Source organism: Morganella sp. TYF_1 (assembly GCF_043105645.1).
GTDB classification, from domain to species: Bacteria; Pseudomonadota; Gammaproteobacteria; order Enterobacterales; family Enterobacteriaceae; genus Morganella; species Morganella morganii_B.
The window spans coordinates 24,812-41,043 of record NZ_JBICLU010000025.1; the positions used below are offsets into that span (position 1 = coordinate 24,812).

Consider the following 16,232-nt stretch of genomic DNA (forward strand, 5'->3'; position numbering starts at 1 on the left):
GTTAATGATCAGACAGAGATTTTTTTACCGAGTACCGGTGTGCGGGATTCCTGACCATCAGCGCCGTAAGTCGCCTGGTTATTATGTTTTTTCATAAAATCCAGCTGTTCCTGATTAAACTGCATATGCAGCTTCAGCATCTGATGATTGCGGTAATTCATCTCTTTCAGCGTGAGGATAAGGTCTTTAATCGCAGTCCAGACAGTGTGCATGGTTTCATTATTGTCATAGGGCGCACACAGACCGCTTTCCTGCTCAAGTGCCAGACGGCGGGTTTCATTATGGCCGATAGCGGCAACCAGAAACCGTTTTTGTTCCGTGGCTTCCTGAAACGGAGACTGCGGAACACGCGGGTAGCCGAGTAACAACTCTTCATTTTTCATCACCTGATGCAGTGACTGTAAATGAGAGAGTTGTTGATCCAGCAGCGGCAGAAGTTGATCAGTCATTTTTATCGGCGCTGTTCATGGATAACATACATTCGTGTGCATCACGCAGCAGGCCGTCAGCGACTTTACCGGCATCCATCCGTAATGTGCCGTCTTTCAGTGCCTGTTTGATTTCTGCCACTCTTGCGGCATTCATGTCGTTTTTACCCGGTGCAAGCAGCTGCTTCTGAAGCTCGCTCGGCGAAAATGCGCTTTCACGGACAGTCTCTTCGGCCTGAACTTTTTTATCGCGCACCGGTGCGGTCAGCTCTTTCGGGTCGCGGTTAGTCACTTTGGTCAGTGCTGAAATCGCGGATGTTTGCTCAATTGCCATATCTGTTTTCCTTTTCCCGATCTGTATGAGATGGAGGGGTGCCTCCCTTATGCTCATAGTTTATCGGCAATCTTATCTGAAACTTTATAACTAAATTTATCACTCAGCATATTACTACAGTGACACTTTCACACTGCCGTTTTCAAGGGCTTCACCGCTGACCACCTGACCATTTACCAGCCGGACCCGGATAGAGGTGCCGGCGGCGGCATTATTAATGGCACGGCCTTCATATTTTACCGAGAAATTATCACCGTCCGCCATAACAAACACACTTTGTCCGGCTTTTATAGCCCAGGCTTTGCGGGTCATGGCGGCGGCATAGGTCTGTCCGGCCTCAATATTGCGCAGGGCAATGGCACCACGGAGTGCCATTTTATCGGTAACGGCACCCGCAGGCAATTTGTGGAGTAAACCGCGCTTTGTGCCGATATCCACAAACTGAATCGTCTCACCGCGCTGAATCCGGCGGGTTGCCACGTAATACTGACCGGTGACATTCACGGTCAGTTGCATAAATGTGCGCTTTTTACCGCATAACACCGGCAGCGAAACATTGCCGGTGTTGCGTCCGCCCGCCGGCAGTTGCAGAACCGGGTCTGTACAGGCGGGCCAGCGGTCGATCGGCGTTTTTATCTCAACGGACACCTGCAGCGGCTTCGGATGTAGCTGCCGGAAGTAACGACTGATATCTTCCGGTAATCCGGCCTGTGCGGAGGCGGAAAACACCAGTAACACGCTGATAAATAAGGTGCGGTAACGGGATATCATGCTTTTCTCCTTCACAGGCGGTTTATTTCTGATGGCCGCAGTTTACGCAATTTCCGCGTTGTTGAATCCGGTAAATAGGTCGGTTATTTCGCGTTTATCCCGGCATTAGATTTTCACGGGGCGGATAATATACCGTTCACTAAAACAGGCGTAACACACCACAGGCGTAACGCACCACAGGCGTAACACATCAACAGAGGGCAGACATGCTTGATAAGTTAAATGCCACGTTTGCATTTCAGCAGCAGGCGCTTTCGCTGCGGGAAACGCGTCAGACAATCCTGGCATCCAATATTGCCAATGCGGATACCCCCGGGTATCAGGCGCGGGATATCGATTTCAGCCGTCAGCTGAAACAGGCGATGAATAACGGCACGGTGAAAAACGGCGGCCTGGCAATGGCGGTGACCGCGAAAGGTCATATCAGCGGACACGGTGCCGCAACACCGTCAGCGGTTGATCTCAAATACCGGGTTCCGTATCAGACATCAATGGACGGTAATACCGTGGATATGGATGTTGAACGCAGTCAGTTTGCTGATAACACCCTGAAATATCAGGCTGACCTGACCTTTATTAACAGCCGCGTGAAAAGCATGCTGGCTGTCTTACAGCAAGGGTAATTTTCCATGGCATTACTGAGTATTTTTGACATTTCCGCCTCCGCACTGACCGCGCAGTCTCAGCGGCTGAACGTCAGCGCCAGTAACATGGCGAACGCAGAAAGTGTCGCAGGGCCGGACGGCGAGCCGTACCGTGCGAAGCAGGTGGTATTTCAGACCGCACCGCAGGGGCGTTATGACATCGGCGGCGTGAAAGTCAGCCAGCTGATTGAAGACCCGGCACCACCGCGTCTGGAATACAAACCCGGACACCCGCTGGCGGATGAAAAGGGCTATGTGCGTATGCCGAACGTGGACACAGTGGGTGAAATGATCAACACCATTTCCGCCTCCCGCAGTTACCAGGCAAACCTGGAAGTGATGAACACCGCCAAGGTGCTGTTGCAGAAAACCTTAACCCTCGGACAGTAACGGAGTGAGTCATGGGGATTAATGCAGCAACCAATGATCCGGTCAATAACGACATTGATGCGCAGAAAAAGCCGCAGAAAAGTCAGAGTGACGATATGCGGGACACTTTTCTGCAGATGATTGTCACGCAGATGCAGAACCAGGATCCGACCAAACCGATGGATAACACGGATCTGACCAGTCAGCTGGCGCAAATCGCCACCCTGGAAAGTATGAATAACCTGAATGACAGCGTCAGCGGTATTTCAAAACAGATTAACTCCGGTCAGTCATTACAGGCGACACAACTGGTCGGCAAAAATGTTCTGATCCCGGGCAGTGACCTGGTTCTGGTACCAACCGGTGACGGCAAAATCCGGGTGAAAGCCGATAACCCGCCGCCGGGTGATGACACATCGATTGCCCCGTTTGCGGATGATGACGGCGGTGATGACAGCAGCGGCAGCGGGTTTGAATCGTCGCCGTTCGGTTTTTTCCTCGCCAAACCGGCGGACAAAATTGAGATAACCATCCGCGATAAAAATAAAGGGATTGTCAGAACCATCACGATTGACGGTGAAACCAAACCGGATATCTACGACAAGACCTGGGACGGCCGCAATGACAATGGTGAGCTGGTTGCCGATACCAAAGGAAAATATACCTTTGAGGTGAAAGCCACCATGAAGGGCGAAGAGATCCCGCAAAGCAGCGTCGTCAGACTGAAATACGCAAAAGTGAATGGCGTGACACCGGGAGCGGATGCACCGCTTCTGGATGTGGGCATCGGCAACAGCGTGCTGCTGTCTGAAATCTTTAAAGTGTATCCGTCAAATTAAAAAGAAAACCCAATTGTCATGGAGGTGACATGTCTTTTTCACAAGCAGTCAGCGGCCTGAATGCCGCTTCATCCGGTCTTGATTCGATCGGTAACAACATAGCCAACTCCGCAACCAACGGCTTTAAAGGGGCGCATGCGTCTTTTGCTGACATGTTTGCCGGTTCCGGTGTCGGCCTCGGGGTTAACGTTGCGGCGGTTTCCCAGAACTTCAAAGACGGTGCTATCACCCGTACTGACCGTGCCACCGATGTGGCGATTTCCGGTAACGGTTTTTTCCGTCTGCTGGATGGTAACGGTGATGTGGTTTACAGCCGTGACGGTGAATTCCACCGTGACAAGAGCGGTAACCTGGTCAACAACCAGGGCATGATGGTCACCGGCTTCCCGGCGGGTCAGGATGCTGACGGTAACACCACTATCCAGACCGGCGGTGTGCCGCAACCGCTGAATATCCCGACCGATATGATGGACGCCAGAGCATCCGCCAAAGGTGAATTAACCATGAACCTGAACTCGGATGATAAAGCGATTACCGATGCGTTTGATCCGGACAACCCGGATACCTACAACTTCAGCACCACCATGACCACTTATGACAGCCAGGGGAATACCCATGAAGTCGCGGTTTACTTTATCAAAACCGCTGACAACAAATGGACGGTCAAAGCCAAAGACAGCAGTGATAAAACAGCGGCTGTTCAGGATCTGGGCAACATGGAATTTGACGGTAACGGTAAATTAAAAGGCAGCGCCGACTTTAAATTCAACTATACCGGCTTAAACGGTGCGAATAACGGCACGATTGACCTGAGTTTCAACAAAACCCGTCAGCAGAAAGTCACTGAGTCATCAGTCAGCAAAATCGACATTGATGGCTATCAGTCCGGTGAATACACCAGCTTCAAAATTGAGAATGACGGCACCATCACCGCCAGCTATTCCAATCAGCAGAAGCGGACGGTAGGTAAAATCGCACTCTCTTCCTTTGCTAATAATAACGGCCTGGCCTCCCAGGGCGGTAACGTCTGGAAAGCCACCAATGCCTCCGGTAACCCGATGGACGGTGTTCCGGGAACCGGGCAGTTCGGTAACCTGACCGGCGGTGCGGTGGAAGCCTCCAACGTGGACATGAGCCAGGAACTGATCAACATGATTGTGATGCAGCGTAACTATCAGTCCAACTCGCAGACCATCAAAACGCAGGATCAGATGCTGCAGACGCTGGTTAACTTACGTTAAGCATAAAGACAGAAGGTGGCCATGGATCACGTCATTTATACGGCAATGGGCGGCGCTAAGCATGCGCTGGAAAATCAGGCCATTGTCTCGAACAACATTGCCAACGTCTCGACGTCCGGGTTTAAGGCACAGCTGTCCGCCATGCGGGCCGTGCCGGTAAACGGTGATACAGAGCAGACCCGGACACTGGTGGTCTCTTCGACCCCCGGGGCGGACATGACTCAGGGGCCGCTGAACTACACCGGTCGTCAGATGGATGTGGCGCTGAATGAAGGCCATTTCCTGGCGGTGGCACTGCCGGGCGGGGAAGAAGCCTATACCCGTAACGGCAGCATTCAGATTTCAGCGGACGGTCAGCTGATGCTGGGTGAACACCTTCTGCAGGGTGACGGCGGCGCGATTGATGTGCCGCCGCACGCGGAACTGACCATCGGTGGTGACGGTACGATCACCGCGCTGATCCCGACCGATCCGCCGACCATGCTCGGCCAGATCGGACGCCTGAAAGTGGTGGAGGCAAAACCGCAGGATGTACTGCGCGGCGAGGACGGGCTGTTTCATCTCACGGCGGCAGCGCGTAATGCCAATGGTAACGAACTGCCGCTGAGCGAACGCGGCAAAGTATCGTCCGGTGTGCTGGAAGGCAGTAACGTCAACCCGGCCCAGGCGATGGTGGAAATGATTGCCAACGCGCGTCATTTCGAGATGCAGATGAAAGTGGTTCACAGCGCGGATGAGAATGCCCAGCGGGCCAATCAGCTGCTTTCTGTGAGTTAATATTCAGTAAGGAATTATCATGATCCGTTCATTATGGATTGCCAAAACCGGGCTTGAAGCCCAGCAGACGAACCTGGATGTTATTTCCAACAACCTGGCTAACGTCAGCACCAACGGTTTTAAACGCCAGCGTGCGGTGTTTGAAGATCTGCTGTATCAGAACATCCGCCAGCCGGGTGCCATGAGCTCCGAACAAACCTCTCTGCCGACCGGCCTTCAGCTGGGTACCGGTGTGCGTCCGGTGGCGACCACCCGTATTCACGCCCAGGGGGCGCTGAACAAAACCGGTACCTCGACCGATATCGCCATCAGCGGACAGGGTTTTATCCATGTCCAGATGCCGGACGGCTCTGATGCCTATACCCGTGACGGCTCATTGCATCCGGATCAGAACGGTCAGCTGGTGACCTCATCCGGCTATCAGATTGTCCCGGCCATTATGATCCCGGAAGGGGCGCAGAAGATGGAAATCGGCCGTGACGGTACCGTGTCTGTCACCATGTACGGTGAAAGCCAGCCGCAGCAGATCGGGCAAATCACCCTGACCACCTTCATCAACGATGCGGGTCTGGAAAGCATCGGCGAAAACCTCTACATGGAAACCGCCAGCTCCGGCGCACCGACAGAAAGTGCCCCTGAAACCAACGGCGCAGGCCGTCTGTATCAGGGCATGGTGGAAACTTCAAACGTCAACGTGGCGGAAGAACTGGTGAATATGATCCAGACGCAGCGCGCGTACGAAATCAACAGTAAGGCCGTTTCCGCCTCTGATCAGATGTTACAGCGTCTGACACAACTGTAATCCCCGTCCCGGCGCTGAGGTGATCGCCGCCGGGGCTTTTTACTGAGACACGCACAGAACAGCAAGAGTATTAAGATGACTGAAAGCGGCATTGTTCCACGGCAGCAGGATTGCGCAAGTTCTCCTGCCACTTCTGTTTGCGGGCGCGGACTGGTGACAGCGGCAGTGCTTGCCGTATCACTCAGCGGCTGTGCTTACATCAAACCCAAACCGCTGGTGGATACCCATACCACCGCGCTGCCGGTCGCACCGACTGCCCCGGCCGCGAACGGTGCTATTTTTCAGAGTGCACAGCCTGCCTACTACGGCTACCAGCCGCTGTTTGAGGACAGACGTCCGCGTAATGTCGGCGATATCCTCACCATCAATCTGCAGGAAAACGTCAGCGCCAGCAAAAACTCCTCCGCCAATGCTAACCGTGCCGGGAAAACCGGTTTTCTCGCCGCGATTCTGCCCGGCTTTATGCAGGGCTGGCTCGGCGGCGGTAACACGGAACTGGACGTAAAAGGTAACAGTGAGTTTACTGGCAAAGGCGGCGCCAACGCCCAAAACACCTTTAAAGGCACGATTACAGTCACGGTCGATCAGTTACTGGCAAACGGTAACCTGCACGTGGTGGGTGAAAAACGGATCGCCATCAACCAGGGCACGGAATCTATCCGCTTCTCCGGCGTGGTCAACCCGCGCACCATCGGCGCAGATAACAGTGTCAGCTCCACTCAGGTGGCGGATGCCCGTATTGAGTATGTCGGTGACGGCTATATCAACGAATCGCAGAATATGGGCTGGTTACAGCGTTTCTTCCTGAATGTGTCACCGTACTGAGCAGAGGTAAAGTGAGAATGAAAAAAGTACTGACCGGCCTGCTGATTGCGGTTTTAGGTGTGGCGAGTCTCCCCGCACACAGTGAGCGGATTAAGGATCTGACCACCGTACAGGGCGTGCGTGAGAATGCGCTGATTGGTTACGGGCTGATTGTCGGCCTCGACGGTACCGGTGACCAGACCATGCAGACGCCGTTTACCACGCAGAGTCTGAATAACATGCTGTCGCAGATGGGGATCACTGTCCCGCCGGGCACCAATATGCAGCTGAAAAACGTGGCGGCGGTGATGGTTACCGCCAAAATGCCGCCGTTTGCCCGCTCCGGTCAGGCAATTGACGTGGTGGTGTCCTCGATGGGTAACGCCAAAAGCTTGCGTGGTGGCACACTGCTGATGACCCCGCTGAAAGGCGTGGATGGTCAGGTGTATGCGCTGGCGCAGGGCAATATTCTGGTCGGCGGTGCCGGTGTCAGTGCCGGGGGCAGCAGTGTCAAAGTGAATCAGCTGGCCGGTGGCCGGATCAGCGGCGGAGCGACGATTGAGCGTGAACTGCCGGGTGCATTCGGTCAGAGCGGTGTGATTAATCTTCAGCTGAATGAAGACAGTTTTGCGCTGGCGCAGGATATCAGTGATGCCGTGAACCGTATGAACGGCTTTGGTACCGCAACGCCGCTGGATTCCCGCACCGTGCAGTTACGTGTACCGCAGAGCAGCAGTGATCAGGTGCGTTTCCTGGCGCGGGTACAGGATCTGAATATCCGTCCGCCGCAGAACGAAGCCAAAGTTATCCTCAATTCACGGACCGGTTCGGTAGTGATTAACCGGACAGTGACGCTTGACAGTTGCGCGGTTGCCCACGGCAGCCTGGCGGTGACGGTCGATCGCCAGACACAGGTCAGCCAGCCGGACACGCCGTTTGCCGGTGGTCAGACTGTCGTGACCCGCAATACCAATGTCGGCATCCGCGAGCAGGATGGCACCCTGAAAAAAGTCAATGCCGGGGCGAATCTTAATCAGGTTATTCAGGCGCTCAATGCATTAGGTGCCACACCGACTGACCTGATGTCGATTTTACAGGCGATGGAAAGTGCCGGTTGCCTGCGGGCGAAACTGGAGATCATCTGATGAGCGACATACAGTTGATGCAGAGTGCAGCCTACGATGTGCAGTCGCTGGGCAGCCTGAAACAGCAGCTGAATGAAAAACCGCAGGAGGGGCTGCGTCAGGTGACGCAGCAACTGGAAGCGACGTTTGTTCAGATGATGCTGAAAAGCATGCGTGCCGCACTGCCGCAGGACGGACTATTCTCCAGCGATCAGACGCGGATGCTGACCAGTATGTATGACCAGCAGATAGCCCAGAACCTGTCAGAAAAGGGGCTGGGCTTCGGCGATATGATGTTTAAGCAGCTTTCTGCGGATAATGAACCGGATCTGCCGCTGCGTTCGTCAATGATGGCGCTGGATGATGCCACGGTGATCCAATCGATGCCGCAGCAGGCCATGGCGCAGCTGATGCGAAAATTCAGTTCAGCGGGGGATGCGCTGAGTTCACCACTGAAAAAAGTGCGCGAATTGGGGCTTAACAGTCAGAATTTCATTGCCAAACTGACAGAACCGGCGAAAGCCGCATCGCAGAAAAGCGGCGTACATCATCTGCTGATCCTGGCACAGGCAGCGCTGGAAAGTGGCTGGGGTAAGCGGGAAATCCTGACCGCTGACGGCAAAAACAGTCACAACCTGTTTGGTATCAAAGCTGGGAAAGGCTGGGAAGGGCCGGTCACCAATATCATGACCACCGAGGTGATCAACGGCAAGACGGTCAAAATGCGGGATAACTTCCGGGTTTACGGCTCTTATGAAGAGGCGATCGCTGATTACACCCGCCTGCTGACCGAAAATCCGCGTTATCACGGTGTGAAACAGGCGGCCAGCCCGGAGCAGGCCGCACAACGTCTGCACAAGGCCGGATATGCCACCGACCCGGGATATTCCGGCAAGCTGATTGTCCTTATTAATCAAATCCGCGGTACCCCGGCAGCCGCACCGGTCGCTTCACGGGCGGTACAGGCGTACACCCTCGACTTGAGTGACATTTTCTGATCATTTCCGGCGTAAAAAAATGCAGTGAACACTAAATTTTTGCGCCGTCTTTCCGATAACAAGGTAAGACATAATTTTAAACGGATGCTATCTGCGCTGCATTTTCAGCAAGTCGCCGGGAAAGCAGTCGCCAGAGAAAGGAAAAGCACATGCTGAATAATGTAATGAATAACGCATTAAGCGGAATTAACGCGGCCCAGGGCGGGCTGAGTGTTATTTCCAACAACCTGGCCAACGCCGGGGTGGGTTATTATCATCGTCAGAGCGCGGTCTTCGGTGAAAACCCGGGCACCATGACAACCAACGGCTACTTCGGTAACGGCACCTATTTCAGCCACGTCCGCCGTGAGTTCGATGAGTTCGTCAACATGCAGTATAACAATGCGCGTTCCCGCAGCGGCGACTACGAAGCGTTTATGAAAAATGCCTCCGGGGTGGATGACCTGTTATCCAACAGTACCGATGATATCGCCGGCATGCTGGGCAGCTTCTTCACCTCACTGGATGAAGCCGCCAGTGATGCCAGTGACAAAACGCTGGTGGACGTATTCCTCGGCAAAGCCAAAACAATGGTCAGCCAGCTGAAGGAGGCTGATCGCCGTCTGCGTGAGATGGACAGTGACGTTAACCATCAGATTGATAACAAAATCAAAGATATCAATACCTACGCCGAAAAAATTGCCAAGCTGAATGAGCAGATCAGCAACTCCCGCGCGGTGAACGGCGCAGAGCCGAATGATTTGCTGGATGTGCGTGACCGTCTGGTGAATGAGCTCAATTCTGTTATCGGCATCAAAGTGATCGAGCAGAACGGCAACTTCAACGTCTCGTTTGCTAACGGCCTGCCACTGGTGACAGGCGGCCGTGCTAACCACCTGGAAGCGGTTGCCTCCGGGACGGATGACAGCCGTCTGAGCATCGGTTTTGTTGATTCCGCCGGTAATGTCCGTGAAATCAAAGATGACCAGATTCGCGGTGGTGAACTGAGCGGCGTTCTGCGCTCACGCCGTGAAATTATCGACCCGGCAAGACAAAAACTGAACCAGATGGCGCTGGTTTTCGCGGAGAAATTCAATGAGGTTCACCGCAAGGGTTATGATGTCAACGGGAATACCGGTAAGGATTTCTTTGCGGTCGGCGGCGGTAGTGTGGTCAGCAATACCCACAACAAAGGCAACGCTGATTTTGATATCAAATACAACGATGTCTCCAAAGTCACTGGCAATAATTATGATGTCAGTTATGACGGCACCAACTGGAATGTGACCAAATTACCGGAAGGCACGGTTGTGAATGCGAATTTTGATGCCGCCTCCGGAACATTAAGTTTTGATGGCATGGATATCAAAATCAGCAATAACACGGCACAGGCCGGTGATAAATTCCTGCTTAAGCCGGTGGATAATGTGATCGGCGGGCTGAACACGCTGGTGACAAATACGGCAGATTTTGCGGCGGCAGACAGCACCGGTGGCGCCAGCAACAATGAAAACATCAAAGAGCTGGTAAAACTGCAGGATCAGAAACTGGTCGGCGGCACATCCACACTGTCTGATTTCTATGCATCAGTCGTAAATGAGGTGGGCAGCAAGGCCAGCCAGGCACAGATTGATTCTGAGGTTCAGAACAAACTGACCGTCAACCTCTATGAGCATCAGCAGAGCATCTCCGGTGTTAACACCAACGAAGAAAGTGTGCAGATGCAGAAAATGCAGCAGTTCTTTAATGCCAACGCCAAAGTGCTGTCAACCGTTGATGAATTATTCAACGTTCTGATGCGTGCATTCTGATTTTGAGTTAAGAAGGAAATTATCATGCGTTTCAGCACCAATTTAATGTTCAGTCAGCGTGTGTCGGATATGAACAATGCCACGGCCCGCTGGATGGAAGCGGGCAGTAAACTGGCTTCCGGTAAACGTGTCAGTAAACCGTCTGATGACCCGCAGGCATCCGCACAGGCGGTGCGTGTCACTCAGTCTGAGAACCGTAATCAGCAGTATGCATCCACACGGGGGTATGCCAAAACCGGGATGACACTGCAGATGAGTATTCTGACGCAGATGAACAGCGTTTCCACACAGATGGATACCACGATTATTCAGGCATCCAACCAGGGCTCACTCAGCGATAACGACCGTGCCTCACTGGCAGAACAGCTGCAGGGGCTGAAAGATCAGCTGGTGTCGCTGGGCAACACGACTGACGGTAACGGCCGTTATATTTTTGGGGGTTATGAATCAGACACCCCGCCGTTTGAAGTGGATGTAACGACCGGTGATGTGCTTTACAAAGGCGGCGATAAATCCATTACCCAGAACGTGGGCAGTGACCGTGAAATGACCAGCTATTTTGCCGGTTCGGAAGTGTTTGCCACCACGACAAACGCGAAAGGTGAAAAAGTCGCTGATATGTTCACCGCGATCAACAAAGGCCTGGAAGCACTGAAAATTCCTCAGCAGAATGCCTCACAGGCGGATCTGGACAGAGCCAAAGCCGGGATGGATGAAGCAAATCGCGGTGTGAAAGCCGGGATGGATAAAATCTCCAATATTGAAGCGAAACAGGGCTTACAGTTACAGGAAATTGACAGTCTGGATTTCCTCTCCCAGACCCGTAAAATCCAGAATGAAAGCCGTCTGAGTGGCCTGGTCGAGACTGACTGGACCAGCACGGTATCGGATTACCAAAAAGAAATGGCGCTGTTCCAGGCCTCACAGGATATCTTTAAGGATCTCAACAGCATGTCGCTGTTCGGTCGTTAAACTATCCGGATGCAGTACTGAATTCCTTTGGCCGTCATTGCGACGGCCTTTTTTTATACCGGACACCGGTCAGCGTACCGGGGCTATCACCCAGTGATCCGGAAAACTCCCTTCCGGTTTCAGTTCTTCAGCCAGAAAATCCATAAAAGCACGGATACGCGGTGAATGGCGGGCATCCGCCGGACAGGCCAGGTAATAGATGTGCGAGACATTGGCGTAATCTTCCAGCACCCGCACCAGCTTTCCGCTCTCCACCGCTTTATGGGCAATAAAATCGTGCATCATTGCCGGGCCGTTACCGTCAACCGCCATGTAATAGGCTGCCATCACATCCTCAAAAAACGCCATGTCGCCGGTGGTTTCAACATGCACAACCTCACCATTGATCACCAGCGGCCACGGCAGCGGGCGGGTATGTTCCGGCAAATGCATCTGGAGGCAGTTATGATGTACCAGATCATCCGGGGTGTTCAGCGGCGGCGCATGTTTCAGATAGTCCGGTGAGGCCAGGATCCAGAACCGGGCATAATCTATTTTGGTGGCAATCCAGTCCGGCAGCCGGTCAATCCAGCTGGTGACCACCACATCACACTCGGTGGTTTCCTGGCTCAGAATACGGAAGCGCAGATGGAAATCGACCTCAATCTGCGGGTAACGGTGGCGGAATTTCGGCATCAGCGGAAACACCTTGCGGTATGCATAGTCATTCGGCAGGCTGACGCGGATTTTCCCGGCCGGGATGGTGCGCATATCCAGCAGCGTTTCTTCGGCGGTGTACATGGCCTGTAATGCCGTTTTGCAGTAACCGAGATATTGTTCACCGGCTTCTGTCAGGCGGATATGCCGTGTGGAACGCAGAAACAGGGTACTGCCGAGCTTCTGCTCCAGCCGTAAAATGGTTTTACTGACCGCCGCCGGTGAAATATTCATGGCTTTGGCAGCGCCGGTAAAGCTTTTCAGTTCCGCAGCACAGCAAAACAGCTCCAGCGTTCCCAGCATCAGGTCATCAAAATGGCGTGGCATTATTAACCTCAGGTTGGTAATGAAGTGATATCAGAGTAGTTTATTTCACGCAGCGAAGAAATGTAATAATTTACATCAATTACAGGTATTAAATCATAACCACAGGCTATTTATGAAACCACAACAGCGAACTGCTATCATCACTGATGCAGAAAGTTGTCTGGGGAAAGCATTAGTCAGGACACTGCTTGATGACGATTATAACGTGATCGGTATATTCAGCAGTGATGAAAACAAACAACATTTTTTACAGGAATTGGATAATAAAACCGCATTTCTGCCCGTGACCGGTGAAAGCCATTGTGCCGATTTCGCCGGACAACTGATACAACAGGGAATTATTCATTTCGGGAATATCGATATTATTATTCATAATTCCGGTGCTTTTCTCAGCAAAACTTATGAAAAAACGACGCCGGATGATTTCATGCATTTAATAAACAGCAATATTTATAGTTTATTTAATCTGAGTCAATTGGCGATTAAAAACATGTTGAAAAATCACGGTGGTAAAATTATCGTGGTAACCTCCTGTATTGCCCTGCAGCCGTCACAGAAAATACCGGCCGCACTGAGTGTTCTGGCAAAGGAAGGTGTACACGGGCTGGTCAGAGCACTGGCGCTGGAGTACGCGAAGAAAAATATCCGTGTTAATGCCGTGGCACCGGGGTATATTGAATCCCCGCTGAATACAGAACTCAATCAGGATTTTATTAATTTAGTCTCACCGGCGGATAAAGTCGGCACCATTAATGATATTATAGAAAGTATTCGTTTTCTGCTGAAGTCTGATTATATTAACGGCACTGTTATGCCGGTTGACGGAGGCTATTCAGCAGGAAACTGGTAACCGTGTTATTTCTCAAGTCGTTTTCCGGATTATACACAGCAATATTCATTTGTACGCCATTACCGGATCCGGTAATCACTTTCTCGGTGATTACCGGTTTTTTATTTCCGGGATATACGACTATTTATGCTGTTATGACATCAGAAAGGTGTGAAAGCCGGTTATGGTGAGGCAAACAGATTAAAAATCAGTGAGAGCTGCTCAAACGCCTGATGGATCACGCGTTCGGTAAAGCCCGGCAGAACGGAAATGATCAGACCCAGCATACTGATACCGACAGTCAGCGTCAGCGGGAATCCCACCACAAAAACAGAAAGCTGCGGCGTCATCCGGTTCAGAATCCCCAATGCGAGGTTAAGAATCAGGAACAGCGTGATAAACGGCAGTGCCAGCATTAATCCGTTGAGAAAGATATGGTTAGCCGACTGCACCAGCATACGGAACCCTTCACGGTTAAGCGGGGTGACCTGCACCGGGATAAGATCAAACGAACTTATCACAATATGGATAAGCCACAGGTGCCCGTCAAACGCGAGAAACAGCAGCAGGGTGATAAGGTTGAGTATCCGCGCCAGAATCGGCATGTTCGGTCCGCCGCTCGGGTCAAAGAAGGTGGCGAAGGATAAACCCATCTGAAGACCGATCACTTCCCCCGCATGACGGACGGCGGCAAATGCCATCTGCATGGTCAGCCCCATCGCCACACCAATCACCACCTGCTGTAAAATCACCCACAGACCGGGAGCGGAAAACAGCGGGATATTCACCACCGGCAACTGCGGGGACACAATCAGAACCGTGAAAAAAGCCAGCATCACCCGCACCTTGCTGATCGACTGTTTTTCATTGAAAAACGGCGCGGTACCCAGCAGCGCCAGCACCCGGATAAACGGGTAAAATCCCTGGCTCAGCCACAGTGTCAGTGTTTCACTGGTGATACTTAACATAGGTCAGCCGATAATAAACGGCAGATTGGTTAACAGTGTGCGCATGTAGTCAGTAAGCAGATTCAGCATCCACGGACCGGCAATCACAATCACACTGATAACAGACAGAATTTTCGGAATGAATGACAGGGTCATTTCATTCACCTGGGTCGCCGCCTGTAACAGACTGATCAGCAGACCGGCTGCCAGCGCCGCCAGCAGCAGCGGGGCGGCCAGCATCAGGGCGATTTTCATGGCTTCGGTGCCCAGCGCCATTACGGATTCCGGTGTCATACTTTCTCCTGACTCATATTATTTTCCGGCTAAAAAAAGCTTTGTGATAACGAACCGAGCAGCAACTGCCAGCCATCCACCAGCACAAAAAGCATCAGCTTAAAAGGCAGGGAAACCGTGGCGGGCGGTACCATCATCATCCCGAGTGCCATCAGGACACTGGCCACCACGAGGTCAATAATCAGGAACGGAATAAACAGCGTAAAACCAATCTGGAAGGCGGTTTTCAGTTCGCTGGTGATAAAGGCCGGGATCAGAATGCGCATCGGTACATCTTTGGCCTCCTGAATTTCACCCACTTTGGCGATACGGGCAAACAGTGCCAGGTCGTTTTCGCGTGTCTGACCGAGCATAAAGGTGCGCAGTGGTGCGGTACCGCGATCCAGTGCCGTTTCCAGACTGATCTTGTCTTCACTGAACGGACGGTAAGCCTCGTCGTAGACTTTATCGAACACCGGCGACATCACAAAAAACGTCAGAAACAGCGCCAGTCCGAGCAGCACCTGGTTCGGTGGTGCGGACGGTGTGCCGAGGGCGTTGCGTAATAAGCCAAGCACAATAATGATGCGGGTAAAACTGGTGGTCATCAGCAGCAGAGCAGGGATAAAGCCCAGCAATGTCAGAAACAGCAGGGTCTGAACCGGCAAAGACCAGCTCTGGCCGCCATCCGGCAGCACATGGCTGACAACCCCCGGCAGTGAAGCCTGTGCCTGCGGAACCAGCAGAAACAGAGCGAGTGCGGGAAGGGCGCGTTTGAGCAATGACATCATGAAAAATCTCAGCGTGGTTCGTCAGCCGGTACCGCAGCGTTATTGGCGGTACGTTTGGTTTTCAGCAGTGCCTGAAAGGCGGAAGGGGCATCCGTCACCGCTGCCGGGTCAGCCGGACAGCGGTGCAGCAGATTCACCGACTGCGTGGTCACACCCAGTACCAGCCATTCGCCCTGAATTTCCGCCACCACCAGCCGTTCTTTGTTGCCTAGAGAACAGGTGCTTCTGATCCGCAGCAGCGGGTTTTTACCGGCCAGTTTTGCGGTAAAACCGAATTTGCGGACAAGCCAGGTCAGTCCCAGGATCAGCAGAATAATGCCGCTGAGGGCACCGGACACCTGAAGCAGACTGTCCGTGCTGTTAATTGCCGGAGAACCGGCAGCGGGCGGCGGCAGGGTCACGGAAGAAAAAACGGCATTATCTGCCGTTTTTTCTGCGGCCGGTAAAACGGGGGTGCCGGATGCGGTCGGTGTCAT

General features: G+C 52.8%; 20 protein-coding genes. 12 read left to right on the plus strand and 8 right to left on the minus strand.

The genetic code is table 11. The features are described 5' to 3' along the window. Positions 1-8: 8 nt before the first annotated feature. The 3 genes from ACF8OF_RS11635 to flgA all read right to left on the minus strand — a co-directional run bounded on the left by ACF8OF_RS11635 (position 9) and on the right by flgA (position 1,533). Positions 9-449 carry a flagella synthesis protein FlgN gene (locus tag ACF8OF_RS11635; RefSeq protein ID WP_025152180.1) on the minus strand — a complete coding sequence of 147 codons (441 nt, stop codon included), beginning with the start codon at positions 447-449 and terminating at the stop codon, positions 9-11. Continuing rightward, positions 442-762 (minus strand): flagellar biosynthesis anti-sigma factor FlgM, encoded by a 321-nt coding sequence (gene flgM, locus ACF8OF_RS11640; RefSeq protein ID WP_262858753.1) that lies wholly within the window; start codon positions 760-762, stop codon positions 442-444. Before flgM ends, ACF8OF_RS11635 begins: the two co-directional genes overlap by 8 nt. 114 nt (positions 763-876) lie before the next feature. Further along, a complete protein-coding gene (gene flgA / locus ACF8OF_RS11645; protein ID WP_392496722.1) occupies positions 877-1,533 on the minus strand; it encodes a flagellar basal body P-ring formation chaperone FlgA in 657 nt (218 codons plus the stop codon). A gap of 206 nt (positions 1,534-1,739) precedes the next feature. Here flgA and flgB point away from each other — a divergent pair, with 206 nt between their 5' ends. The 11 genes from flgB (at position 1,740) to flgL (ending at position 11,893) form a co-directional block, all read left to right on the plus strand. Continuing rightward, positions 1,740-2,156, plus strand: a complete 417-nt coding sequence (flgB, locus tag ACF8OF_RS11650) for a flagellar basal body rod protein FlgB (RefSeq protein WP_032098796.1) — start codon at positions 1,740-1,742, stop codon at positions 2,154-2,156. A 6-nt stretch (positions 2,157-2,162) separates the two neighbouring features. Next, a complete protein-coding gene (gene flgC, locus ACF8OF_RS11655) occupies positions 2,163-2,567 on the plus strand; it encodes a flagellar basal body rod protein FlgC (RefSeq protein WP_004236840.1) in 405 nt (134 codons plus the stop codon). Positions 2,568-2,578: 11 nt separating this feature from the next. Then, entirely contained in the window at positions 2,579-3,385 is an 807-nt protein-coding gene (locus ACF8OF_RS11660; protein ID WP_392496723.1) for a flagellar hook assembly protein FlgD, read from the plus strand. Between the two features lie 29 nt (positions 3,386-3,414). Further along, positions 3,415-4,626 carry a flagellar hook protein FlgE gene (gene flgE, locus ACF8OF_RS11665; RefSeq protein ID WP_262882995.1) on the plus strand — a complete coding sequence of 404 codons (1,212 nt, stop codon included), beginning with the start codon at positions 3,415-3,417 and terminating at the stop codon, positions 4,624-4,626. 21 nt (positions 4,627-4,647) lie between these two features. Next, positions 4,648-5,403, plus strand: a complete 756-nt coding sequence (locus ACF8OF_RS11670; RefSeq protein ID WP_262858749.1) for a flagellar basal body rod protein FlgF — start codon at positions 4,648-4,650, stop codon at positions 5,401-5,403. Between the two features lie 19 nt (positions 5,404-5,422). Then, positions 5,423-6,205 (plus strand): flagellar basal-body rod protein FlgG, encoded by a 783-nt coding sequence (gene flgG / locus ACF8OF_RS11675; RefSeq protein ID WP_004236835.1) that lies wholly within the window; start codon positions 5,423-5,425, stop codon positions 6,203-6,205. 75 nt (positions 6,206-6,280) lie between these two features. Next, positions 6,281-7,030, plus strand: coding sequence for a flagellar basal body L-ring protein FlgH (locus ACF8OF_RS11680; RefSeq protein WP_072871785.1), 750 nt, complete (start codon positions 6,281-6,283; stop codon positions 7,028-7,030). Positions 7,031-7,047: 17 nt separating this feature from the next. Then, on the plus strand, positions 7,048-8,154 hold the full coding sequence (locus tag ACF8OF_RS11685; RefSeq protein WP_262858747.1) for a flagellar basal body P-ring protein FlgI: 1,107 nt from the start codon (positions 7,048-7,050) through the stop codon (positions 8,152-8,154). Further along, the gene (gene flgJ / locus ACF8OF_RS11690) at positions 8,154-9,131 is read left to right on the plus strand and encodes a flagellar assembly peptidoglycan hydrolase FlgJ (protein ID WP_262858746.1); all 978 of its coding nucleotides are present in this window, start codon (positions 8,154-8,156) and stop codon (positions 9,129-9,131) included. Before ACF8OF_RS11685 ends, flgJ begins: the two co-directional genes overlap by 1 nt. Positions 9,132-9,280: 149 nt before the next feature. Beyond that, complete coding sequence (gene flgK, locus ACF8OF_RS11695) at positions 9,281-10,921, plus strand: flagellar hook-associated protein FlgK (RefSeq protein ID WP_392496724.1); 1,641 nt, start codon at positions 9,281-9,283, stop codon at positions 10,919-10,921. Positions 10,922-10,945: 24 nt separating this feature from the next. Next, entirely contained in the window at positions 10,946-11,893 is a 948-nt protein-coding gene (gene flgL / locus ACF8OF_RS11700) for a flagellar hook-associated protein FlgL (RefSeq protein ID WP_392496725.1), read from the plus strand. Between the two features lie 69 nt (positions 11,894-11,962). Here the strand turns inward: flgL and ACF8OF_RS11705 are convergent, their stop codons facing one another. Beyond that, positions 11,963-12,916 (minus strand): LysR family transcriptional regulator, encoded by a 954-nt coding sequence (locus ACF8OF_RS11705; protein ID WP_279799965.1) that lies wholly within the window; start codon positions 12,914-12,916, stop codon positions 11,963-11,965. 112 nt (positions 12,917-13,028) lie between these two features. Between ACF8OF_RS11705 and ACF8OF_RS11710 the strand changes: the two genes are divergently transcribed. Then, on the plus strand, positions 13,029-13,766 hold the full coding sequence (locus ACF8OF_RS11710) for an SDR family NAD(P)-dependent oxidoreductase (protein WP_262858742.1): 738 nt from the start codon (positions 13,029-13,031) through the stop codon (positions 13,764-13,766). A 161-nt stretch (positions 13,767-13,927) separates the two neighbouring features. On the opposite strand, the gene fliR is transcribed toward ACF8OF_RS11710, so the two are convergent. The 4 genes from fliR to fliO are packed head-to-tail and all read right to left on the minus strand — an operon-like array spanning position 13,928 to position 16,232. After that, positions 13,928-14,713: a flagellar biosynthetic protein FliR gene (gene fliR / locus ACF8OF_RS11715; protein ID WP_004236824.1), complete on the minus strand. Its 786-nt coding sequence runs from the start codon at positions 14,711-14,713 to the stop codon at positions 13,928-13,930. A 3-nt stretch (positions 14,714-14,716) separates the two neighbouring features. Continuing rightward, positions 14,717-14,986 (minus strand): flagellar biosynthesis protein FliQ, encoded by a 270-nt coding sequence (gene fliQ / locus ACF8OF_RS11720; protein ID WP_262858740.1) that lies wholly within the window; start codon positions 14,984-14,986, stop codon positions 14,717-14,719. Positions 14,987-15,015: 29 nt separating this feature from the next. Then, entirely contained in the window at positions 15,016-15,756 is a 741-nt protein-coding gene (fliP, locus tag ACF8OF_RS11725) for a flagellar type III secretion system pore protein FliP (protein ID WP_262858739.1), read from the minus strand. 8 nt (positions 15,757-15,764) lie between these two features. Next, positions 15,765-16,232 carry a flagellar biosynthetic protein FliO gene (fliO, locus tag ACF8OF_RS11730; RefSeq protein WP_392496727.1) on the minus strand — a complete coding sequence of 156 codons (468 nt, stop codon included), beginning with the start codon at positions 16,230-16,232 and terminating at the stop codon, positions 15,765-15,767.